Raw genomic sequence first — 22,060 nt, 5'->3', positions numbered from 1 at the left:
CGACCCGCGATAGGCTCGCCAAGTGTGAGTAGTGCTTTCGACAACAGCCCGGTGGAGATCCTCTTCCACCGCCTGGACCCCGGGGTTCCCATCCCCACCTACGCCCACGCCGGGGACGCCGGCGCCGACCTCGTCACCACCGAGGACGTCGTCCTGGATCCCGGGCAGCGCGCGACCATGGGCACAGGGACCGCCATCGCGCTACCCGACGGGTACGCCGCGTTCGTGCACCCCCGCTCCGGACTCGCCGCCCGCTGCGGTCTGACGATCGTGAACGCGCCCGGCACCGTCGACGCCGGGTACCGCGGCGAAATCCGGGTCACCCTGATCAACACCGACGCGGCGACCCCGGTCAAGCTGGCGCGGGGCGACCGGATCGCCCAGCTGGTCGTCCAGCGGGTCGAGCGGGCCGCTTTCCGCGAGGTGGACGGTCTCCCGGACGACACGACGCGTGGGGAGGGCGGCTTCGGTTCCACCGGCGGCCACGCGGCACGGAGATGACGACCATCACCCCGGCGAGCCGGGGACGTGAAGTAGTAGCGGGAGAGGTGTGAGGCGTGTTCGGACGCCGACGCAAGAAGAGCGAGAAGGGCGGCGCTGCCGACACCCCTGAGGTCGTCCCAGAGTCGACCCCGGTGGAGGAGCCGGACAAGCCCGAGGACCAGTACCGGGCCGAGGGGCCGTGGGACGCCTCGGAGAAGGTGCCCGAGGTCGCCCGCATCGACCTGGGCGCCATCCGCGTGCCGGTGGAGCAGGGCCTGGAGGTGCAGGTCAACGTCGCGCAGCGGACCAACCAGATCATCGGTGTCACGCTGATCCACGGCAACTCCGCACTCCAGGTCCAGCCCTTCGCCGCGCCCAAGTCCAGCGGACTGTGGGGGGAGATGCGCGACGAACTGCGCGAGCAGGTCGTCTCGCAGGGCGGCAAGGTCGAGGACTTCGACGGCCCGTTCGGCCAGGAGCTGCGGGCGATCGTCCCGGTCGAGGGCAAGACCAACGAGGACGGCCACCAGCTGGGCCAGCGGGTCCGGTTCATCGGCGTGGACGGTCCGCGCTGGGTGCTGCGCGGCGTGATCCGCGGTGAGGCCGCCGCCAAGCCCGAGGCGATGGCGGCGGTCGAAGCGATCTTCCAGCAGATCGTGGTCGTCCGCGGCGATCACCCCGTCCCGCCGCGCGAACTGTTGGAGATCACGGTCCCGCCGGAGATCAAGCAGTCCATGGAACAGCAGCAGCGCGCGGCGCAGGCCCAGCAGAACGGTCAGGCGGGGCAGCCCGACCAGGACTGACCCCGACCACCCCCGCCACCCGCCGTTCGTCCCTCGGACCACCCCCGCGCCGCACCGTGCTCAGGGCGGCATACCCTGCCCGCCTGCCGCCCTGAGCCGCTGTCGGCCGTACGCTGATCCCCATGACGATCACAAGTGCCCCCGCAGCGCTGCCCGAGGACTGGAACCGTGCCCTCACCGTCGTCGCCCACCCCGACGACCTGGAATTCGGCGCCTCGTCCGCCATCGCCCGGTGGTCGGCGCAGGGCAAGGAGATCACCGAACTGCTGGTCACCCGGGGCGAGGCGGGGATCGACTCGCTGCCGCCGCACGAGAGCGGCCCGCTGCGCGTCGAAGAGCAGCTCGCCTCCGCCCGCGCCGTGGGCGTCGAATCCGTCGAGTTCCTCGACTTCCCCGACGGCACCCTGGAGTACGGCCTGCCCCTGCGGCGCGCCCTGGCCTGGGCGATCCGCCGCTACCGGCCGGAGATCATCGTCTCGCTCAACTTCCGCGACCACTTCCCGGGCTCATCCGCCTACAACCACGCCGACCACCGCGTGCTGGGCCCCGCCCTGCTCGACGCCGTCCGCGACGCCGCCAACCGGTGGGTCTTCACCGACCTGATCGACGAGGGGCTGGCACCCTGGTCGAACGTGCGTCAGGTGGCGTTCTCCAATTCGCCCACCGTCACCCACTTCGTCGAACTCACCGAGGAGCACCTGGCCGCGGGGATCGCCTCCCTGGATGCGCACGAGGTCTACCTGGCCAACATCGAGGGCTTCGACCAGAAGTCCTTCCTGCGCACCAACGCCGAGCGCGCCGGCGCCTCCTGCGGAGTGGGGCTGGCGACCACCTTCGAGGTCGTTCCCGCCTAAGGCCGGTCGTCCCGCCGGCGCCCGTGCCGCGAAAAACCGGTTGACCTGCGACGGGGACGCTAGCCAGGATGTCTGGGTGCTGATCCGACGGGAGAACCCCCGTGACGCGCCCGCGATCCGGGCCGTCACCGCCGCCGCTTTCGCAGCCGCTGCCAACAGCGCCCCGCCCGTCGAACCCGGGGGAGACCCGGGCGAGGCCACGCTGGTGGAGTGGCTGCGCGGCGATGAGGGGTGGCTGCCCCAGCTCTCCCTCGTCGCGGTCGACGACGCGGACAACGGCGGCGGCGCCATCATCGGGCACGTGGTATGCAGCCGCGGCGGGGTGGACGGGCGGCCGGCCCTCGGCCTGGGCCCGCTGAGCGTGTCCCCGGAGCGCCAGCGGTGCGGGGTGGGATCGGCATTGATGCACGCCGTCCTCGGCGCCGCCGACGCGCTGGGCGAGCCGCTGGTGGCCCTCCTCGGCGCGCCCGCCTACTACGCCCGGTTCGGTTTTCGCCCGGCCACCCGTTACGGCGTCGCCGCGCCGGACCCGGCCCGGGGCGACTCCTTCCAGGTGCGTCCCCTGAGCGCCTACGACCCGTCCATGACGGGCACCTTCACCTACGCCAGGCCGTTCGACCGCATCTGAGACCGTCGTCTCCTCCGCGTGCCCACGTGGGGTGAACCGCGAGCGGTCCCGCCGCCGTGACTATGCGGGACCGGGATCCTTCGGATCGGCCACCACCCCCAGGAACAGGATGGCCGAGCGGCGGCGCAGCACCACGGTGAACGGACGGTCCGCCGTGAACACCACGGGGCGGCTGGGGATCGCCGCCGCCAGGGCCACCATGACCGCCGTGGCGGCGGCGCCTTCGGCGCCCTTCTCATCCACGCGCAGCACCGCCTGGTGGATCACCTGGTCGATGCGGAGCGGCCGGTCGCAGATCCCGCTCAGGTCGCCGTCGTCGGAGAACACCGTCCGCACCCCGGCGGCCTTCAGGGTGCCGTTCAGCTCGGTGCGGTGCGTCAGCTCGAAGCGCGGCAGGGACAGGTCCACGGTGGTCGGGGTGGCCTTGCGGTAGAGCTGGGTGAGCGCCTTCGGGGTCAGCGCGGCATCGGCGCGCTCCGGCAGCAGCACGTCCAGCGCGAGCTCGTGGTCACCGGCGAGGGTGACCATGCGCCACCCGGCCGCCTGCGCGTAGGGGATGCGGCCCTCGCTGCGCATCATCGGGACCTCGCGGGTGCCGCCGGGCGCGTGGAACCTCCGCGGGATGGTGGCGGCGGGGTCGAACGGCGCGCACCACCGCAGCCGCACCCACAGCGCGTTGAGCAGGACGGCCTGGGTGTCGCTGCTGACCGTGCCGGGCGTGAGCAGCTCGTCGATCATTCCCCGGGTCACCTTGGCGACCTCGCTGTTGACGGCCTTGCGGACGCCTTCGGGATCGCCGGGGAAGTCGGCGGTGTGCACGGCGGACTCGGGGCGGCCGCGCAGCGCGGCCTCGAACTCCGGCCTGATCGACAGGTCGTCGCGCACCCACAGTCCGGTGGTGGTGGCGAGCTCGGGGCCCTCGGAGACGGCCTCGTCCAGCGCGGCCAAGTGGTCGGCCAGATCGCGGCCGAGCAGGTCGGTCAGTTCCGTGCGCGTCGCTCCACGCGCACCGGTCGCCACCAGGCCCATCGCGCTGGCCACCGAGTAGGGGGACCAGACGAACCCCGCGGGGTCGGCGGAGGAGGTCAGTTCCGCGTGCAGCCGCAGCGCGAAGTCGAGGTGATCGGGGCGCAGGGACACGGATGCAGACACAGCACTCTCCTCGTGAGAACCACGCACACTCAGGTCTGCCGTCAGCCTATGCACCGCGGAGTCGGGGGTCCACGCACATCCGCCCGGCCGACCGTCCGGGACCTGGCGGGATGCCGCCGTGTCCGGGTTCGGCCCCGCCAACACTCGGGCGATGGGGGAACACCGGCCACAGGGCGACGCGTTGACCTAGGGTGGACTGCATAACAGCCGATGGCGGTTGCCCGTCGGACGCAGTGCCACCGATTCCCACTGGAGCAGCATGACCGACCAGCAGCGGGCCGTAGAGACGTCCCGCCCGTCACCCCCGACCACCCCGAACGGTGGCGCCGAGCGCCGTGCGTCGTCCGACGACGCCAGGAACCAGGCTGCGGACACCGCTCCCGACGGCGTGACGGAGACGGAGGCCTCCGACCGCCCCGAGGTCTCCGAGCAGACCGTCGAGGCGGTCGTGCGCGCGCAGCTGTCCAAGGCGCTGGGCGGGAAGCGGGGCATGGTGGAGGCGGCGGTCCCCACCATCGCGTTCACGGTCAGCTACATCATCACCCAGAACCTCCAGCTGGGGCTCGGCCTGGGGATCGGCGCGGCGGTCGTACTGGCGGTCGCACGGCTCGTGCAGCGCTCCTCGATCCAGTACGTGTTCAACAGCCTCTTCGGCATCGGCATCGCGGCGATCTTCGCACTGCGGAGCGGCGACGCCGAGGACGCGTTCCTGCCCGGGATCATCTACAACGCGGTCTACGCGGTGGTCCTGACCCTGACGATCCTCATCCGCTGGCCCGCCATGGGGCTGCTCATCGGCTCGGTCACCGGCGACCCCACCGGATGGCGGAACAACCCCGCCGTGGTCAAGCTCAGTTCCCGGTTGACCTGGCTGCTGGTGGCGCCCTGCGTCATCCGGGTCGCGGTGCAGTGGCCGTTGTGGGCCGCGGCGAGCTACGGCGTCGCCGACACCTTCGCCCTGCTGGGCTTCTCCAAGATCGCCATGGGGTGGCCGCTGCAGGTCGCCGGGCTGGCCGCCATGGTGTGGCTGCTGGCCCGCGGGCGCACCTCGATGGAGGGCACGAACCTCGCGCCACCGCGTGAACCCGACGCCACCTGACGCGCGCCTCCACCGTTGATCTCGGGGATATCGACCGAATGTCGGCGATTATTAGGTCGATATCCCCGAGATCAACAGCAGAGCAGGGAATCAGGGCGCGAGCAGCACCCCGAGCTCGTCGACGGAGTCGGCACTGCTCAGAAAGACCAGGTCGTCGCCTGCGGCCAGGACTGTCTCCGGCACGGGCGGCCGCACCCGTCCCTCGCGCACGAGCGCGACCAGGACGATGTCCTCGGGCAGGGCCGGGGTCAGCTCGCCCACCGGGCGACCCGCGTGCGGCGTGTCCGGCGGCAGCGTGAACTCCAGCAGGTCGGTCTCGGGCAGCGACAGCAGCGCCATTGCGTCCCCGGCCTCGTTGACCTCCGCGACGTCGTCCACCAGCGAGGCGATGAGCCGGGGCGGCGACACCGCCACGTCGACCCCCCAGGAGTCGGTGAACAGCCACTCGTTGCCCGGATCATTGATCCGGGCGATGGTGCGGTTCACCCCGAACTCATTCTTCGCCAGCAGGCACACGACGAGGTTCACCTTGTCGTCGCTGCTCGCGGCGACGACCGTGTCGAAGTCGGCCAGCCGCGCGTCCTCCAGCGTGGACAGCTCGCAGGCGTCGGCCAGCATCCACTCCGCGCGCGGCAGCTCGTCCACGCCGATGGCGCGGGTGTCCCGGTCGATGAGCAGCACCTCGTGCCCGCTCTCGCTCAGTTCGGCGGCGATGGAACGGCCGACGCTTCCGGCTCCGGCGATTGCGACCCGCATCGGCTAAACCCCCTGGTCCTGGCTCTCGTGCGCGCCCAGTCGCGCTTGGAGACCGTCGATGTCGGCGGCACGGGCGAGGACGTGCAGGACGTCCCCGGCCCGGAGCGTCTCATCGCCGCGCGGCAGGAGGATCTCGCCGCCCCGCGACAGGTAGGCCACGCGCAGCGGGAGCGCGGCCTCCAACTGCTCCACGCGCTGCCCCACCCAGGTGGTGCTGAGTGGCGCCTCGGTCATCAGCAGGGTGCCCGACGGATCGCGCCACAGCGGGCCGACGTCCAGCCCCGCCGATCCCGGAATGAGCCGCCGCAGGACGGTGTCGGCGGTCCACCGCACCGTGCCCACGGTCGGGATGCCGAGCCGCTGGTAGACCTCGGCGCGCCGCGGGTCGTAGATGCGCGCGACCACGTGCTCCACCCCGAACACCTCGCGGGCTACCCGCGCGGCGATGATGTTGGAGTTGTCACCGCTGCTCACAGCGGCGAACGCGTCGGCCCCGGCGATCCCCGCCGTGATGAGGACGTCGCGGTCGTGGCCGATGCCGTGGACCGCCGTTTTCGCGGTTGAGGAACGCAGCCGACGGAAGGCCTCGGGGTCCCTGTCGATCACCGCGACCGTGTGCCCCATGTCCTCCAGCGTGTGCGCGAGGGTGGAGCCCACCCGGCCGCAGCCCAGTATGACGATGTGCACAGGTCATCCGCTCCCGGTCTCGGCGTTCGGACGTACACCCGCTCGGCAGGTGAGAATGCCGCTGATGATGCGGCCCCGGCAACGGTATACCCAACCGGAGCGGGGTGCCCGCTCGGCTAGAGTTACCGCAGATGGGCGGTGGCTGTACGCGGGAGTCACCTGCGACATGCCCGAGGAAGTCCCGTCGTGCCGGAGGTCATTTTTTCATGAGCCGTGTCGGAACCCACCTGGAGTTGCGCATCGATGGTGTCGCGCACGGCGGGTGGTGCGTGGGACGCCACGACGAGCAGGTCGTCTTCGTCCGGCACGCGCTGCCCGGGGAACGGGTCCGGGTGCGGATCACCGAGGAGACCAAGCGCTTCCTGCGCGGCGACGCCGTGGAGGTCCTGGAGGCGTCCGCCGACCGGGTGGAGGCCCCGTGCAAGTTCGCCGGTCCGGGCAAGTGCGGCGGCTGCGACTGGCAGCACGCCTCGCTGGAGGCGCAGCGCCGGATCAAGGCACAGGTGGTCACCGAGCAGCTGCGGCGCATCGCCGGGATCGAGCGCGAGGTGCACGTCGAGGAGCTGCCCGGCACGCCTGACGGCCTGGGCTGGCGTACCCGCGTGCGGTTCGCCGTCGATGCCGACGGCACGGCCGGACTGCGCAAGCACCGCTCGCACGCCCTGCAGCCCATCGACGAGTGCCTGATCGCCCACCCCGAGGTCAACCGGCTGGGCGTTCCCGAACTGCAGTGGCCGGGTGTCAGCGAGGTCGAGGCCGTCTCCTCGGCCTCCTGCGCCGACACCGCGGTCATCGTCACTCCGCGCGGAGCCAAGCTGCCGCTCCTTCCCACCCCCAAGGCCTCGGCCGCCGTCCTGCGGCGGTTCAAGGGCGGGCGCACCCAGTCGGTTCGCGGGCGCCGCGGGATCCGGGAGACCGTCGGCGGGCGCGATTACCGCGTCAGCGCCGGAGGGTTCTGGCAGGTGCATCCGGCCGCCGCGCAGACCCTCAGCGACGCCGTCATCGCCGCCCTGGAACCGAAGCCGGGGGAGACCGCCCTCGACCTGTACTGCGGCGCCGGACTGTTCGCCGGAGCCCTGGCGGACGCCGTCGGCCCCGAGGGGCGCGTCCTGGGCGTGGAGGGCAACGCCGAGGCCGTCCGCGACGCCCAGCACAACCTGCGCGACCTGCCCTGGGTCCGCGTGGAGCGCGCCGATGTCGCCTCGCAGCTGCGCGAGTGGGTCGACATGCGCGTGGACATCGCGGTCATCGACCCGCCCCGCGCGGGTGCCGGACGGGTGGTCGCCGAACAGCTCGCCGAGCTGCGCAACCGCCGCGTCGCCTACGTCTCCTGCGACCCGGCGACCCTGGCCCGCGACCTGGCGGCGTTCCTGGAGTGCGGCTACGAACTGACGGATCTTCGGGCGTTCGACAGCTTCCCCATGACCCACCACGTGGAGTGCGTGGCGACTCTCGTGCGCAACGACGTCTAAGCCCTGCGACGGGGCTGTCCCCTGTCCGGGGAGCACCCCGCGCCGGTGGCGCGGCCGGCCCGGGTCAGCGGCACGGAGGCGGCGCCTCGTCGCCGCCCCCATCGGCGGGCACGGGGTCGACCTGCGGGAACTCTTCGGCGTCGATCGTGTACTGGGGTGGCCTGCCGCCGCGCCACTGCGTGATGAGCTCGGTCGCGTGCTTGCGGTGAGAGGCGGTGACGCGCAGGCCGAGCAGCCGTGCCGCCTCGGCGGCGCGGGTGTCGGGGGAGATCAGCCGCTCCCAGTGCTCGTCGAGGCCGCGCACGATCCGGTCTTCGGGCGCCTCCAGCATCGCCATCGCGACGGCGACCGCCGTGGTGTCAGCGCGGGTGAGATCGTGTTCGTAGAGGGGGTCGATCGCTGGGGCGGGAGCCGCACTGTCCCGGACGACGAGCCAGAGGTAGACCGGAAGCCGGGCCTGCCCCCGGATACTGCACGCGAACTCGCGGTACCCGACCAGGCCCAGTGCGGGCAGGGCCATCTGCTCGGCCAGGTCCCGACGCGGGTACTCCTCGCCAGGCGTCCACACGTCGTTGGGGACGGCGATGCCCTGCCGGAGTGGGTTGTCGGAATCGTCGAACCAGTAGGCACGGTCGAAGGTCTGCTGGACCACGCGCGGGAGGTGCCGGCGTGCGTGCTCGGGTAGCGCCGCGGCCACCGGCGCCGCCGCCTGTTCCCAGTAGGGGATCCACTGCTTGAAGTTGTCATAGGCGCAGTAGGTGATGCCGCCGCGGGTGGTGCAGGAGCGCTTGGGTTTCGGGCCCGCCCACCCCGGGAACGCGCCCTCGTCCATCCTGGTCTGCTCGGCCCGGCGCCCGTCCTCGTGGCGCTGCCAGTAGGCCGTGGCGGACCCGGCCAGCAGCACCAGGGCCAGCGCGGCAGTGATCGCTCGGCGTCGCCGCCCGGGCTGGAGACGCAGGAGGGCGAGGGCGGCCACCGTGAGCAGGGCGAGTCCGAGATAGGCGAGGTGGGCCGGGGCGAGCCACCAGAAGCCGGGGCCATACCCGCCGCCCGGGATCACCAGCGCTTCGGCGAGGCTGCCGATCCGGAACGACCCGGGGACCACGGTTGCGTCGATGACGCCGACCTCGGTGATCAGCAGCTGGTTGGCGACCACGGTCAGCAGCAGTGCGGGAGCCGCCAGCCATGAACGCGTCCAGACGCCGAACATGACCCCGGTGACGCCGCCGAGCGCCGACACCATCAGGGGGAGCACGAACGCGACGGGGGTGATGGACCCCGCGATCGGTGCGGGTTCCGACGCCCAGATCAGAACCGCGTAGGGGATCAGGAAGCTGGCCGCCCCGGCGATAGCTGAGCTGATCAGCAGCGATGCCACTCGCGTCCGCTGGGCGACCGGCAGCGCGGCCCCGGCGTTGTAGCGCGCCTCGCGCACCGTCGCCACGAGGGCGGCCACGAATATCGCGGTGCCGGTGACCGCCGCGCTGGTCAGTACGGTGTTGAACACGCCGCCCCAGTACGTCAGGTACGCGTTGTCGAAAAGGCTGTACGACACGTACGCGACCGCGAGCCACGGTGCGGGGTTGCGCGCCAGGCGTTTGAGCTCGAACCAGACCAGTCGCGTCGGGGACACGGCCGCACGCACGCCGCCGAAGAACGCGTCAACGGCAGGGCGCGAGAGGGGGGTCAGCGGTCTCATCGGCGGAGGTTTCCTGATCGAGTAGGGAGAATCCGTCGGCGTCAGGGTGGCCGCTGGCGATCGCGTCGAGTTCTCGCTCGGCGCTTGCACGGTGGGTGTCGGTCACCTCGATGTCCAGCAGCCGCGCGGCCTCGGCGGACGTGGTCTCGGGTGCGGTCACCCGCTCCCAGGATCGGTTCAATGCGCGGATGACCTTCTCATCGGGGGCTCCATGCATGGCAACAGCGAGTGCGATGTCGTCGACCGAGCCGCCAGAGGCGTCCCCACCCCACACCGTCGACGGCCGTTCGCGGGGGTCGTGGGCCACCGGTCGGTACAGGAGCCACAAGTACACCGGAAGGCGTGCCTGGCCGCGGAGGGTGCACTCGCCGTAGTGCCACTTCTTGGGGAGCTTCAGCACGATCTGGGCGACCTGGGCGGTCAGGTCCTGCTGTGTCCACGGATTGCTGAGGCTCCACCTGTCGAAAGGAACGGCGACGCCGTCCATCACCGTCTGCTGCGGGACCTCGAACGTCTGCAGGGCGACGGTGGGCAGGTCCCCGCGGGCGCGCTTCGGCACGGCCTCCGTCACCGGGGCTACGGCCTTCCGCCACTCGGGGATTGAGGACTCGTAGGTCGCGTAGCTGCAGTAGGTGACGCCGTCATAGCTGCGGCACACGCGTTTGGGGACGGAGACCCAGTCGGGCATCGCGGTGACTTCCGTGTCCCCGGCCCCTGGCTCCACCCGCTGGGTCGTGTGTGCCACGGCCACCCCGCCCAGGAGCAGGACGGTGAGTCCAGCGGCGATGATCCGGTGCCGCCTGCCGGAGGAGGTCCGCAGCACCGTGGCGGCGCAGCCGGCGGCGATGAGGAGCAGCAGCTGGGCCGCGTGCAGCGGCGGGATGCCCCACAGGGGCGAGATGGAGTCGGTCGATGGGCGCAGGAGCGTGTCGGCCGTGTAGTACAGCGCGCCCGCGCCCGCCGCTGGCGCGTTCATGATCACCGATTCGACTCCGAAGAGCCCACCTGCGAACAGGTACATGGGGAGGGCCAACGTGGGTACCAGGCCCGGCACCCATGATTTAGTCCATGTGCCCGTGAGGACTCCGGCTACGCCTCCGCTGGCGGCGATGAGGGGCGGTGTGGCGAGCGCGACCGGGCTCAGCGAGCCCGCGACCTCCTCGGATCCCAGGAGGACGATCACCACTCCCCAGGCCAGGGCTCCCAGAGCGACCCCGCACAGGGAGACGGCGGTCAGCAGCGCGACGGAACGCTCCCGCTGTCCGACGGGGGAGGTGATGGCATCGCCGTACCGGGAGTTCCTGGCGGCGGGGAAAAGCCCGGCGAGGAACATAGCCACCGCGGCACCCTCACCGACGAGGATCGTGCTGTCGGTGATGACTCCCCAGCTGGGCAGCTCGCCGGAGGTACCGGGCACGGTGCGTTGGCCTTGGAGGGCCACGATGCCCAGGACACCGAGCCACACGAAGGGGCCGCGCAGCAGCCGCTTGAGTTCGAACCACGACAGCCGCGTGATGGAGATCGTCATGCGGAGCCCGATACCGCCGTTCCGTCGGCGGCGCCGGTCAGCAGCAGGTAGCCGTCCTCCAGGGTGGGATCGACCGGTTCGGCGGACTCCCCATATCCCTCGGGCGGGCGCGTCGCGTACGGCGTGAGCACGCGGTAGCGGCCGTCGGGCCGCCGCCACGTCGTGGTGCCCGCGGACGGGCGCTCCGGAAGCGCCCATACGTGGCCGCGCGCCTGGCCGATGAGTTCGGCGGGGGTCCCGGTGAACACCAGCCGCCCCTCGTCGAGCACGATGACGCCGTTGCACAGCGCCTCGACGTCCTCGATCTGGTGCGTGGACAGCACGACGGTGCGCGTGGTTGCGAACTCCGAGACCAGGTCGCGGAAGCGGATCCGCTGCTCGGGATCGAGGCCGATGGTCGGCTCGTCGAGGAGTAGCAGCTGCGGCTCGCCGAGGAGCGCCCCGGCCAGCGCGAGCCGCTGCTTCATGCCGCCCGACAGTCGGCGCACCCGGGTGAACCGGCGGTCGTACAGCCCGACCAGGCTCAGCACTCGCCGTACCTCGTCGTGCCGCCGCCTGCGACCGCCCAGCTCCTTGAGCACGGCGATGTAGTCGAGCAGCCCGAACGCGGTGAAGTGGGGGTACAGGGTCGGGTTCTGGGGCAGGTGGCCGAGGCGGCGGCGGATCTCCGTCCGCTCGCCGGAGCGTTCCGGGTTGCGGCCCAGGATCTCCAATCGGCCGCTGCTGGGGTCCAGGTCGGTCGACAGGCAGCGCATCAACGTGGTCTTGCCTGCGCCGTTACGGCCCAGCAGGCCAGTGACCCCGCGGCCGATCTCCAGGGAGACATCGTTCAGTGCGGTCCGCAGGCCATACCTACGCGTCACCGCCTGCGCCACCACACCGCCCAGGGCAGTGCACGTGGAAACCTCGGGCGCGGTCATTCGGCCCACCCGCGGCGCGCCTTCAGAGCGACGACGGCTCCCACGATCAGCACGAAGGCCGCGGCCCACAGCACCTGGGCGTGCGCGGCGAACAGCTGCTCGGGCTTGAGGTGCTTGGCCGTCGCGGTCAGTGCCAATGCGGCCAGCCAGCCACCCGCCAGCAGCGCACTCGCCAGGGTGAGGTTCACCCACCGCGACAGCATCAGCGACGCGGCGACCAGCGTCAGGGCGGGGAGCAACCACGCCACGGGCGCCCAGTCCGGGCCGCCGACTCCGGGCAGTAGCAGGGCCGCCCCCGTGCACAACGTCAGGGCCGGAACGAGTACCGCCATCGCGCGCAGGAACAGCAGCCGCTGTCCGGCCATCGGCGTCACCGAGGTGAACTCATGTGCCGGATCGACACCGCGCCCGTAGGCCAGCGCCACGCCCACCAGCGGCAGCACCGGGGCCAGGAAGTAGAACATCAGCGAGCCGCGGGGCACCGTGTGGGCGGCGATCAGCGCCGTGCCCAGCACGACCACCATGGCGATCAGCCAGGCGCGGTAGAGCGTGGGTGTGGCGACGAGCAGCCGCGCCGTGGACTCCTTGAGCCCGCTGGCCTCCAGCGCGCGCTCCAGCAGACCGCGCCGCGGGCGGTCGACGATGTCGCGCAGCTGCGCCCAGCTCGTCTCCAGCCATTCCTCGTCGGTCGGTAGCGCCTGGCGGCAGGTCGCACAGTGCATCAGGTGAGCCTCCGCGGACATCGCCATGGCGATGTCCGCACGTCCGGTGGCGTAGTCCGTGAGTTGCCGGGATGTGAGATGCCAGGTCATGTCAGCTGCTCCCGGAGTTGGGCCTTGGCCCGCATGACACGGGTCTTGACGGTGCCTTCGGGGACTTGGAGCATCAGCGCGGCCTCACGCACGGTCAGTCCGTCCAGGATGGTGGCCTGGATGGCCAGGCGCAGCTCCGGGGAGAGGTTGTTCAGCGCAGCGCCGAGCGGGCCGTGTTCGATCCGGAGCAGCACCAGGTCCTCGGCGGACGCCTCGCCCACCGGTTCGTAGGGTTCCGGATCGGTGTCCCCGAGCCACCGGTTTCCCCGCCTGCGCAGTTGCGAGATGAGTTGGCGGATCGCGATCGTCCAGATCCACGCTCCGGCGTCGCCATCGGCACCGCGGGCAGTGAAGGTCTTGGCGTTCTTCCAGACCGCGAGAAAGGTCTCCTGCAGCGCGGCGTCCACCACGTCGGGGTCGCCGCACCGGTAGCGCAGGCGCGCACGCAGCCAGGGGGCGTGCCTGCGGTGCAGGATCTCCAAAGCGCGGGAGTCACCGCAGGCGACCGCGCCGAGCAGCTCGGCGTCCGAGCCGTCGGGGTCGTAGTCGGGCGTGCGCTTGGCACGTCGGAACAGCTTCACGTCGGTACTATCGCGCCTTCGGTCGGGTCCGGTTCACGGGGTGTTTCGAGCGGTGCCCGAACATCGACGTTATCTGCTCCGTCCCCCACGGTGAGCCCGTGACCTGGGGTGAAGCCGCGGGGAGTAGAGGGATGTGCGGACCGTGCCGACTGCTCCGCGAGGTCGCTCTGCGCACGATGGTGAACACTGAGAGTGTTCTGGTTTCACGTTCTGCGCTTAGGTAGAACAATGGGACGCATGCGCTTGAGGATTTTCACTGAGCCGCAGCAGGGTGCGACCTACGACACCCAGCTGACGGTGGCGAAGACGGCCGAGGATCTCGGCTACGACGCCTTCTTCCGTTCCGACCACTACCTGAAGATGGGGGACGTCGACGGTTTCCCCGGCCCCACCGACGCCTGGATCACCCTGGCGGGGCTTGCCCGCGAGACCTCGCGCATTCGCCTGGGCACGTTGATGACGGCGGCGACATTCCGTCATCCCGGTCCGCTCGCGATCTCTGTCGCCCAGGTCGACCGTATGAGCGGGGGACGGGTCGAGTTCGGCTTCGGCGCGGGCTGGTACGAGGAGGAGCACCAGGCCTACGGGATTCCCTTCCCGGCGTCGGCCCGTGAGCGCTTCGACCGCTACGAGGAGCAGCTGGACATCATCACCGGCCTGTGGTCGACCCCGGTTGGCGACTCGTTCCGGTATGAAGGCCGCCACTACCGCCTCGCCGAAGGGCCCGCGCTGCCCAAGCCCGAACAGGCACCGCGCCCGCCGGTACTGATCGGCGGCACCGGGGTGAAGCGCACGCCGCGCCTGGCGGCGGCCCACGCCGATGAGTACAACGTGCCGTTCAACAGCATCGACGACACCTTCGCGGCCTTCGAGCGCACCCGCGCCGCGGTCAAGGCCTCCGGCCGGACCGAGCCGATGGTGTACTCGGCGGCCCAGGTCCTGTGCTGCGGCCGCAACGACGCCGAGGTCGCCCGCCGCGCCGAGGCGATCGGGCGGGAGGTAGACGAGCTCAAGGAGAACGGCCTGGCAGGGACCCCGGCTGAGATCGTCGACAAGATCGGCCGCTTCGCCGAGCTCGGCAGCGAGCGGATGTACCTGCAGATGCTCGACCTGTCCGACCTCGACCACCTGGAACTGGTCGCCAGTCAGGTCGCCCCCCAGGTGCGCTGACCGTCTCGGCGCGGTCGGGTGCGGGGAGCGAGGCGCCCTACATATGGACGGTGCTGGACCGCGAGCGTGGTCCAGCACCGTCTGCTATGAGTGCGTCCCCGCCTGCGCGGGGCCCACCGTTCGTGAACTGGGATGACGTGGCGCGTTATGTTTCTGTGGCCAGTCATCGGGTTGGCAGTGTGTTGGCGAGGGCCTACTGGCAGTCAATCGTATTTCGGTCTCCGCGCCTCGGTGTGCACAGTCCGATTTGGGTAGGGATGGGATTGACCGGTAGGTGTGCCTGCTGTCGCGTGCGTACCGCTCGCCCGGCGGTTCCCACGGGTGGTGGTGTGGCCTAACGGCTTTTCCTCGCATGTCCTGACGCTGTGCTCAACGGGGGCGACACGGCATGCGGTCGCGGCGGATCCGGTTCCCCGTGGGCACTCAGGGAGATAACTTGATATCGAGATATACGTTCGGTAGCTTGATGTCGAGATAAAACGACAGTTGATCACTGGGTGTGTGAGGTTTGCCGCTGCCACCAGGGGCAGCCGTTCGGATGGAAACCGTGCGGTCGGTGCGCGCGGCGGCGCAGGCGGCGACATCACCCCTGGTAGAACAGTTACTTTGGCGTGCTGTGAGGCGGGTCGGCCTCGGCCCACGCGTCATCTCATAAGGGCAGCCTCAGTGATTTCCCGGCGTCGCCGTTGGTGCAGGATGCTGGGAGAAAGTGGCGAGATCAGGAGGCAAGCATCGTGTCCGCGAACAGCTTCGGCAGCCGTGACACGCTCCGCGTTGGCGACGAGTCGTATGAGATCTTCCGTTTGGACGCCGTCGAGGGCTCCAAGCGACTTCCCTACAGCCTGAAGGTGCTGCTGGAGAACCTCCTGCGCACCGAGGACGGCACGAACGTCACCGCCGAGCACATCCGGGCCCTCGGCAACTGGGACCCCAAGGCCCAGCCGAACCAGGAGATTCAGTTCACCCCCGCGCGGGTGATCATGCAGGACTTCACCGGTGTCCCCTGTGTGGTGGACCTCGCGACCATGCGTGAGGCCGTCAAGGAACTGGGTGGCGACGCCGACAAGATCAACCCGCTGGCCCCCGCCGAGCTGGTGATCGACCACTCCGTCATCGTCGACATCTTCGGGCGCCCCGACGCGTTCGAGCGCAACGTCGAGATCGAGTACGAGCGTAACCACGAACGCTACAAGTTCCTGCGCTGGGGCCAGACCGCCTTCAACGAGTTCAAGGTCGTCCCACCCGGCACGGGAATCGTGCACCAGGCCAACATCGAGCACCTCGCCCGCGTGGCCATGGTCCGCAACGGCCAGGTCTACCCCGACACCTGTGTGGGCACCGACTCCCACACCACCATGCAGAACGGCCTGGGCATCCTGGGCTGGGGCGTCGGCGGTATCGAGGCCGAGGCCGCCATGCTCGGCCAGCCGATCTCGATGCTCATCCCGCGCGTCGTCGGCTTCAAGCTCACCGGCAAGCTCAACCCCGGCACCACCGCCACCGACCTGGTGCTGACCATCACCGAGATGCTGCGCAAGCACGGCGTGGTCGGCAAGTTCGTCGAGTTCTACGGCGACGGCGTCGCCTCGGTGCCGCTGGCCAACCGCGCCACCATCGGCAACATGAGCCCGGAGTTCGGGTCTACCGCCGCGATCTTCCCGATCGACGACGAGACCATCCGCTACATGAAGCTGACCGGCCGCAGCGAGAAGCAGACCACTCTCGTCGAGACCTACGCCAAGGAGAACGGCCTCTGGCACGACCCGTCCGTCGAGCCTGCCTTCTCCGAGTACCTGGAGCTGGATCTCGGCGACGTCGTCCCGTCCATCGCCGGCCCGAAGCGCCCGCAGGACCGCATCGCGCTCTCGGCCGCCAAGCCGACCTGGCGCCACGACGTGCAGAACTACGTCAGCGACCCGGTCGACGAGTCCAGCGACGAGTCCTTCCCGGCCTCCGACGCCCCGGCGCAGGCCGCCAACGGCAGTCGTCCGAAGAAGCCGGTCAAGGTCACCATGGCCGACGGCACCGAGACCGAGATCGACCACGGTGCGGTCGTGATCGCCGCGATCACGTCCTGCACCAACACCTCCAACCCGTCGGTCATGCTGGGTGCCGCCCTGCTGGCCAAGAAGGCGGTGGACAAGGGCCTGACCCGCAAGCCATGGGTGAAGACCTCGCTGGCGCCGGGCTCCAAGGTCGTCACCGACTACTACGAGCGCTCCGGGCTCACGCCGTACCTGGACAAGCTCGGCTTCAACCTGGTCGGCTACGGCTGCACCACCTGCATCGGCAACTCCGGGCCGCTGCCGGAGGAGATCTCCAAGGCCGTGCAGGACCACGACCTTGCGGTCACCTCGGTCCTGTCGGGCAACCGGAACTTCGAGGGCCGGATCAACCCCGACGTCAAGATGAACTACCTGGCCTCGCCGCCGCTCGTGGTGGCCTACGCCCTGGCCGGGTCCATGGACATCGACATCACCACCGAGCCGCTGGGCATCGGCTCCGACGGCAAGCCGGTCTACCTGGCCGACGTCTGGCCGTCGCCGGAGGAGATCCAGGAGGTCATCGACTCCGCGATCGCCTCCGACATGTACGAGTCGGCCTACTCCGACGTGTTCGCCGGTGACGACCGCTGGCGCTCGCTGCCGACGCCGACCGGCAACACCTTCGAGTGGGCGGACGAGTCCACCTACGTGCGTAAGCCCCCGTACTTCGAGGGCATGGCCACCACCCCGGACCCGGTCAGCGACATCACCGCCGCCCGCGTGCTGGCCAAGCTCGGCGACTCGGTCACCACCGACCACATCTCGCCCGCCGGTGCCATTAAGCCGGGCACCCCGGCCGCCGACTACCTGAAGGCCAACGGAGTGGAGCGCAAGGACTTCAACTCCTACGGCTCGCGGCGCGGTAACCACGAGGTGATGATCCGCGGCACGTTCGCCAACATCCGCCTGCGCAACCAGATCGCGCCGGGCACCGAGGGCGGCTACACCCGCGACTTCACCCAGCCCGACGCCCCGGTGTCGTTCATCTACGACGCCGCGCAGAACTACGCCAAGCAGGGCACCCCGCTGGTCGTCCTGGGCGGCAAGGAGTACGGCTCCGGTTCGTCCCGCGACTGGGCCGCCAAGGGCACCCGCCTGCTGGGGGTTCGCGCGGTCATCGCCCAGTCCTACGAGCGCATCCACCGCTCCAACCTGATCGGCATGGGCGTCCTGCCGCTGCAGTTCCCGGAGGGCCAGTCCGCCGACTCCCTCGGCCTGACTGGTGAGGAGACCTTCGCCATCGTCGGCATTACCGAGCTGAACGAGGGTCGCGTCCCGTCCACGGTCAAGGTCACCACGAACACCGGTGTCCAGTTCGACGCCGTGGTGCGTATCGACACTCCGGGTGAGGCCGACTACTACCGCAACGGCGGCATCCTGCAGTACGTCCTGCGCCAGCTGATCGCCAAGTAACAGCAGGCCCAGCAAGAACGGGCCGCCACCCTCTTACAAGACGGTGGCGGCCCGTTCGCCTGTGCAGTGTGCTCGGTAGGTCGCCTCAGTCGTTCCCGACGAGATTGCGCACCACCCGTTTCACGTGGTCATGCCGGTCTGGGTGAAGGTCACCGACATGCTCCCGTAGCCAAGTCTGCGGAAACCAGACAACACGATCGAGGAGCGCAACACCGAGGTTGGATATAGGTTCGCTGATCTCGGGATCAGTGAGCTGGTGGCGGTTCACCTCACACAAGATCACCCCGAGACCTGACTCGTTGTAGAGGTCACCGCTGACAACCAGGTGCGGTACAGGAGGCGGGATGTCGTCATCGTCCCCTTGACCGATCGTCCAGACGTCGCCGAATCACGGCGTCACTGCGCCTTTCCCGAGCGGCGTGTTTCGCAGTGGACCGCAGCACGTCGGCGGGCATACGCAGCAAGGTGGTCGTGGCCGAATAGGCCAGCGCTCTCCCTCTCAGCGCGGGCGCGAGTAAAAGCGGCTCGCGTGGCCTCACGGTGGGCGGCGCGTTCCACCCATTCCGACAGGCTGATTCCCGCACGTTCGGCCTCAGTTCGGATCTTAGTGGCGATATCTTCGTTCACACTCACCGTAAGACGTTCTTTCATACACCTACTCTCGGCGGATGATGCGAGGCGCGGCTGCGGAACCGTGAAATCCTCTTGGCGACTGCTCGCCATTGACCTGTTGGACGACCTGTACCGGCCCCCGGCTGCCTAGCCCTCGCACGACGATGCGATCATCAGCAGCAGGAACAGGATCGCCACCACCGGGATGCAGCCGAGGCAGCCGTGAGAGTCGCGCTTTTCTGCGTTGAATTCGACCATGCCGCCGGGGATGAGTTGGGGGTGGTGGTCGGCGTAGTGGGCGACTGCGCGGTCTTCGGCTTCTGATTCAGTGATCCACCCGGTCTTGAAAGTGCATTCGCCGCATCGGTAGCGGTATGCCATACCGAGCCTCCTGGATGTGGCTGTCGGATGAAGGAGATGAGAGCCGGGCCTCGGCGCGGTCCTGCGTGCATCGGCAGAGCCGTCCCTTGCGTCCAGCCCGGACTGCGGGGGCTGAGCAAGCACTGCCGTGTACGTGTTCCCCGGCCGATGGATTGGCCCGGCTCACCATGACGATGGCGTTTGGTCTGCTCAGTGAACAGGTCAGGGGACCGGCCATCCATGACCGGTCGTCGTGTCGACGCGCTCGCACGTGGTCCGCTGTGGTGCGTCGGTGCCGATCCGGGCCGCTGAGCCCTGCGAGGGCTTCCGCCACCTCTATCGGCGTCAGCCTCACCTCATCTGTGAACTCGTCCACGCCCGCCACAACCGGTTACACGCTCATTCAGGAAACCGGATCGCTCCGGCTCGGTAGGTGTGTCGAGCAGCTCGCCAGGGGTGCCTTGCCGAGCTGGGGTGCCGCGTGATCACCCTGGGAGACGAGAAACCGGCCGGCTCCCCGTAGGCGCGCGAACGCCCCGCGAAGCACACGTACTTCGCGGGGCGTCCGCTGTCTTATGGGGGACTGGCGATGGTTCAGGAGCGCGCTGTCTGGTCCTCACACAAGGCCGTGTCCATGAGGTTGAGCATCTGGGTGCCCGGGCTGTTGAGCTGGAACAGCACGTTGGTCACGACGGACGCGTGGCGGCCGTCTTCGGTGACCAGGGTGTACGTCTGGTAGCCCGGTACCCCGCCGCCGTGGCCCCATGCCACGCCGTCGCAGGACAGGTTGTGCCGCATGAGGCCAAGGCCGTAGCCGACTCCGGAGTCGCCCACGTCCCGCACCTTCTGCATCTCGGCCAGACCTGCGGGAGAGATGACCTTGCCGGAGCTCAGTGCCTGGTAGAACGCTGTCAGGTCCTCCAGGGTCGAGATCATCGCTCCGGCGCTGCTGTACAGGGACGGGTCGTACGTGAGGGCCGAGACCCAGAAGAAGAAGCCACCGAGTCGGACACCGTGGTAGCCGTTGACGGCCGGGGTGGGCAGCGCGCGGTCACCCGGAGCGGGGAAGGCGGTCCGGGTCAGGCCGAGCGGGTCGATGATGCGGCCCGTGATGGACTCGTGCACCGGCATGCCCGTCACCTTCTCGATGAGCATGCCGAGGATCAGATAGTTGGTGTTGGAGTACGTGAAGTCCGCGCCGGGCGCGGAGACAGGGGCGCGGCTAAGTCCCTCCCGTACCGATGCGGCCAGGTCGTATGTGCCGTCCGGATTGGGCTTGGGGGTCTGAGCGCCCGGATACGGGTTATACGGCGCGATTCCGCTGGTGTGCTGGAGCAGGTGGCGCACCGTGATGCGCGTGCCGTCGTAGCCGTTGCCGGTGACGACGCCGGGGAGGTACTCGTCGATGGGCGCCTCCAGTGAGACCTTGCCCTCGTCGGCGAGTTGTAGCACCACCGCCGCGGTGAAGGTCTTGGTCTGGCTGCCGATGCGGAAGTGCTCGTCCGACTTGATGGGTCGGTTGGCGTTGACGGTTCCCGTGCCGACGGACAGGGTCCAGGCGTCGCTGCCGTCTCCGGCGTGGATGGCTGCGCCTGGTCCGGCCTTCGCCTGGAAGGCCTTCAGTGCCGCGAGCGTGGCGGCGTGGTCGTCCGCGGTCGTCTGGGCGTGCGCCGCCGGACTCGGCAGCGTCAGCATCGTCGCGCACGCCGCGCCTATGACGACGGAGAGCCGTTTCCTGCTCCATTTCATTGCCATGGTGCGTGCTCCTCGAGGTAGGTCACTTCGTCGCCCCGGCCGCGAACGCGGCCTCTAGGCGGGGGATGTAGTCCGCGAGTGCGGGGGACCAGCAGCCGTAGTTGTGGCCGCCGTTGCAGGTCGGGGAGAGTGATGACCCGTCGCCGTAGTTGACGGCACGGCTGGCGATGCCGAGCTTGTCCAGGCGGGATGTGACGACGTCGACGCCGTCCGCGGTGTGGTTCTCGACCAGATCGTTGTCGCCGGTGTAGAGCGTGATCCCGGTGTCGGCGAGCTTGGCTAGGTTGTCGGAGGCCGCGGGGTTGACCGACCTCCAGATGTGGTCGGCGTTGAAGACGGGATAGGGGGAGCCGAAGATCGCGTCGCTGTCGACAACGGGGCCGTAGTCGGCGCATCCGCGCGAGCTGGAGACGGCGCACCAGGCGGTCGTGAGGTTGAGTTCCGTTGCCACCACGGTGCCGCGGACGGCGTAGTTTCCGAAGTCGAGAGCGCCGGACAGCGAGGCGACATGGCCGAACAGGTCGGGGCGGGCCTGGGCGTAGTGCATGGAGCCGAAGCCGCCCATGGATAGCCCTAGGACGGCGCGATGGTCGCGGTCGGGGATGGTGCGCAGGTTGGCGTCTATGAAGGGGACGACCTGTTCGAGGTGGAAGGTTTCCCAGTTGGCCGCGCCTTCGGCGGTGTCCTGCATGAGCCAGTCGGCGTACCAGCCCTTCCGGCCGCCGTCCGGTGCGACGGTGATCATCTGGTCCGAGCGCAGCGCATCGACCGCGTCGGCGTCGTCCGGGCTGCCGGGGCCGCCGTGGAGGAAGTACGCCACCGGCCACCGTTTGCCGGGCTCGGACGCGTAGTCGCTGGGCAGGAAGATGCGGATCTTCTGCTGGTCGGCCACCTCCGGGGTGGTCACCGTGATCGAAAAGTCGGTGCTGGAGTGCACCTCCCTGTCATCCGTGACCTGGGTCAGTCCGAATCCATCATCGAACTCCGGGACGGCAGGCGTGTCGGCGTGGGCGACCTGTCCGGTAAGTGCAGCCCATGCAATGGCCGCGGTGGCCGCGGCGATGGCCCTGGTGGCGCGGAACCTGCGTGACTGGAGGGATCTCATCAGGATCGTGTCCTCTGTGAGCAGTAACAGGTGGAGGCGGGACCGCTGCGGCGGCCCCGCCCGTTGTTCGGGTGGACGAGGGCGGCTCTGCCGGGGTCTGGCACAGAGTGCTGAACACGACCACCC

At 69.6% G+C, this 22,060-nt stretch carries 20 protein-coding genes; 8 read left to right on the top strand and 12 right to left on the bottom strand.

The features are described 5' to 3' along the window. Positions 1-24 precede the first annotated feature (24 nt). From dut to CDO52_RS18250, 4 genes are all read left to right on the top strand, one after another. Positions 25-501 carry a dUTP diphosphatase gene (gene dut / locus CDO52_RS18265; RefSeq protein ID WP_051060701.1) on the top strand — a complete coding sequence of 159 codons (477 nt, stop codon included), beginning with the start codon at positions 25-27 and terminating at the stop codon, positions 499-501. Between the two features lie 56 nt (positions 502-557). After that, positions 558-1,286: a DUF3710 domain-containing protein gene (locus CDO52_RS18260; RefSeq protein WP_017618190.1), complete on the top strand. Its 729-nt coding sequence runs from the start codon at positions 558-560 to the stop codon at positions 1,284-1,286. 122 nt (positions 1,287-1,408) lie between these two features. Continuing rightward, the gene (locus CDO52_RS18255; protein WP_017618191.1) at positions 1,409-2,140 is read left to right on the top strand and encodes a PIG-L deacetylase family protein; all 732 of its coding nucleotides are present in this window, start codon (positions 1,409-1,411) and stop codon (positions 2,138-2,140) included. 76 nt (positions 2,141-2,216) lie between these two features. Further along, positions 2,217-2,768: a GNAT family N-acetyltransferase gene (locus CDO52_RS18250; RefSeq protein ID WP_017618192.1), complete on the top strand. Its 552-nt coding sequence runs from the start codon at positions 2,217-2,219 to the stop codon at positions 2,766-2,768. A gap of 60 nt (positions 2,769-2,828) precedes the next feature. Here CDO52_RS18250 and CDO52_RS18245 read toward each other — a convergent pair whose 3' ends face one another. Continuing rightward, positions 2,829-3,920 (bottom strand): serpin family protein, encoded by a 1,092-nt coding sequence (locus CDO52_RS18245; protein WP_033299832.1) that lies wholly within the window; start codon positions 3,918-3,920, stop codon positions 2,829-2,831. A 259-nt stretch (positions 3,921-4,179) separates the two neighbouring features. Between CDO52_RS18245 and CDO52_RS18240 the strand changes: the two genes are divergently transcribed. Continuing rightward, positions 4,180-5,019 (top strand): DUF3159 domain-containing protein, encoded by an 840-nt coding sequence (locus CDO52_RS18240; protein WP_017618194.1) that lies wholly within the window; start codon positions 4,180-4,182, stop codon positions 5,017-5,019. 90 nt (positions 5,020-5,109) lie between these two features. Here the strand turns inward: CDO52_RS18240 and CDO52_RS18235 are convergent, their stop codons facing one another. Continuing rightward, a complete protein-coding gene (locus tag CDO52_RS18235; protein WP_017618195.1) occupies positions 5,110-5,775 on the bottom strand; it encodes a potassium channel family protein in 666 nt (221 codons plus the stop codon). 3 nt (positions 5,776-5,778) lie between these two features. Next, positions 5,779-6,462 carry a potassium channel family protein gene (locus CDO52_RS18230; protein WP_017618196.1) on the bottom strand — a complete coding sequence of 228 codons (684 nt, stop codon included), beginning with the start codon at positions 6,460-6,462 and terminating at the stop codon, positions 5,779-5,781. Positions 6,463-6,668: 206 nt separating this feature from the next. On the opposite strand from CDO52_RS18230, the gene CDO52_RS18225 reads away from it, so the two are divergent. Continuing rightward, entirely contained in the window at positions 6,669-7,934 is a 1,266-nt protein-coding gene (locus tag CDO52_RS18225; RefSeq protein ID WP_017618197.1) for a class I SAM-dependent RNA methyltransferase, read from the top strand. Positions 7,935-7,998: 64 nt separating this feature from the next. Here CDO52_RS18225 and CDO52_RS18220 read toward each other — a convergent pair whose 3' ends face one another. From CDO52_RS18220 to CDO52_RS18200, 5 genes are read right to left on the bottom strand one after another with little or no spacing between them, the layout of a single operon-like run. Continuing rightward, positions 7,999-9,633, bottom strand: a complete 1,635-nt coding sequence (locus CDO52_RS18220; protein ID WP_017618198.1) for a hypothetical protein — start codon at positions 9,631-9,633, stop codon at positions 7,999-8,001. Continuing rightward, positions 9,596-11,161, bottom strand: coding sequence for a hypothetical protein (locus tag CDO52_RS18215; RefSeq protein ID WP_017618199.1), 1,566 nt, complete (start codon positions 11,159-11,161; stop codon positions 9,596-9,598). Before CDO52_RS18215 ends, CDO52_RS18220 begins: the two co-directional genes overlap by 38 nt. Continuing rightward, positions 11,158-12,081 carry an ATP-binding cassette domain-containing protein gene (locus CDO52_RS18210; RefSeq protein ID WP_094932558.1) on the bottom strand — a complete coding sequence of 308 codons (924 nt, stop codon included), beginning with the start codon at positions 12,079-12,081 and terminating at the stop codon, positions 11,158-11,160. The genes CDO52_RS18215 and CDO52_RS18210 overlap by 4 nt, the downstream gene beginning before the upstream one ends. Beyond that, a complete protein-coding gene (locus tag CDO52_RS18205; RefSeq protein ID WP_017618202.1) occupies positions 12,078-12,893 on the bottom strand; it encodes a hypothetical protein in 816 nt (271 codons plus the stop codon). Before CDO52_RS18205 ends, CDO52_RS18210 begins: the two co-directional genes overlap by 4 nt. Next, complete coding sequence (locus CDO52_RS18200; RefSeq protein WP_017618203.1) at positions 12,890-13,474, bottom strand: RNA polymerase sigma factor; 585 nt, start codon at positions 13,472-13,474, stop codon at positions 12,890-12,892. Before CDO52_RS18200 ends, CDO52_RS18205 begins: the two co-directional genes overlap by 4 nt. Before the next feature lie 237 nt (positions 13,475-13,711). On the opposite strand from CDO52_RS18200, the gene CDO52_RS18195 reads away from it, so the two are divergent. Continuing rightward, positions 13,712-14,644: an LLM class F420-dependent oxidoreductase gene (locus CDO52_RS18195; protein ID WP_026125708.1), complete on the top strand. Its 933-nt coding sequence runs from the start codon at positions 13,712-13,714 to the stop codon at positions 14,642-14,644. 734 nt (positions 14,645-15,378) lie between these two features. Next, positions 15,379-18,102, top strand: a complete 2,724-nt coding sequence (acnA, locus tag CDO52_RS18190; RefSeq protein WP_017618205.1) for an aconitate hydratase AcnA — start codon at positions 15,379-15,381, stop codon at positions 18,100-18,102. Between the two features lie 85 nt (positions 18,103-18,187). Here the strand turns inward: acnA and CDO52_RS29545 are convergent, their stop codons facing one another. From CDO52_RS29545 to CDO52_RS18175, 4 genes are all read right to left on the bottom strand, one after another. Further along, on the bottom strand, positions 18,188-18,472 hold the full coding sequence (locus CDO52_RS29545) for a hypothetical protein (RefSeq protein WP_394296714.1): 285 nt from the start codon (positions 18,470-18,472) through the stop codon (positions 18,188-18,190). 389 nt (positions 18,473-18,861) lie between these two features. Then, positions 18,862-19,095, bottom strand: coding sequence for a hypothetical protein (locus tag CDO52_RS18185; RefSeq protein ID WP_017618207.1), 234 nt, complete (start codon positions 19,093-19,095; stop codon positions 18,862-18,864). A 573-nt stretch (positions 19,096-19,668) separates the two neighbouring features. Beyond that, positions 19,669-20,829: a serine hydrolase domain-containing protein gene (locus CDO52_RS18180; protein WP_026125709.1), complete on the bottom strand. Its 1,161-nt coding sequence runs from the start codon at positions 20,827-20,829 to the stop codon at positions 19,669-19,671. 22 nt (positions 20,830-20,851) lie between these two features. Further along, on the bottom strand, positions 20,852-21,934 hold the full coding sequence (locus tag CDO52_RS18175) for an alpha/beta hydrolase (protein ID WP_017618209.1): 1,083 nt from the start codon (positions 21,932-21,934) through the stop codon (positions 20,852-20,854). Positions 21,935-22,060: the final 126 nt, after the last annotated feature.

Origin of the sequence: Nocardiopsis gilva YIM 90087 (assembly GCF_002263495.1) — a bacterium.
In the GTDB taxonomy this organism is placed as follows: Bacteria; Actinomycetota; Actinomycetes; order Streptosporangiales; family Streptosporangiaceae; genus Nocardiopsis_C; species Nocardiopsis_C gilva.
Note: the sequence above shows the minus strand (reverse complement) of the source record. Positions and strands in the feature narration are given on the sequence as shown.

Bases quoted from the DNA above. Each gene is read 5' to 3' on its own strand.
- CDO52_RS18205 (WP_017618202.1), bottom strand. From the start codon at position 12,893: ATGACCTGGCATCTCACATCCCGGCAACTCACGGACTACGCCACCGGA.
- CDO52_RS18210 (WP_094932558.1), bottom strand. From the start codon at position 12,081: ATGACCGCGCCCGAGGTTTCCACGTGCACTGCCCTGGGCGGTGTGGTG.
- CDO52_RS18175 (WP_017618209.1), bottom strand. From the start codon at position 21,934: ATGAGATCCCTCCAGTCACGCAGGTTCCGCGCCACCAGGGCCATCGCC.
- CDO52_RS18255 (WP_017618191.1), top strand. From the start codon at position 1,409: ATGACGATCACAAGTGCCCCCGCAGCGCTGCCCGAGGACTGGAACCGT.
- CDO52_RS18195 (WP_026125708.1), top strand. From the start codon at position 13,712: ATGCGCTTGAGGATTTTCACTGAGCCGCAGCAGGGTGCGACCTACGAC.
- CDO52_RS18220 (WP_017618198.1), bottom strand. From the start codon at position 9,633: ATGAGACCGCTGACCCCCCTCTCGCGCCCTGCCGTTGACGCGTTCTTC.
- CDO52_RS18215 (WP_017618199.1), bottom strand. From the start codon at position 11,161: ATGACGATCTCCATCACGCGGCTGTCGTGGTTCGAACTCAAGCGGCTG.
- CDO52_RS18240 (WP_017618194.1), top strand. From the start codon at position 4,180: ATGACCGACCAGCAGCGGGCCGTAGAGACGTCCCGCCCGTCACCCCCG.
- CDO52_RS18185 (WP_017618207.1), bottom strand. From the start codon at position 19,095: ATGGCATACCGCTACCGATGCGGCGAATGCACTTTCAAGACCGGGTGG.
- CDO52_RS18225 (WP_017618197.1), top strand. From the start codon at position 6,669: ATGAGCCGTGTCGGAACCCACCTGGAGTTGCGCATCGATGGTGTCGCG.
- CDO52_RS18235 (WP_017618195.1), bottom strand. From the start codon at position 5,775: ATGCGGGTCGCAATCGCCGGAGCCGGAAGCGTCGGCCGTTCCATCGCC.
- CDO52_RS18180 (WP_026125709.1), bottom strand. From the start codon at position 20,829: ATGGCAATGAAATGGAGCAGGAAACGGCTCTCCGTCGTCATAGGCGCG.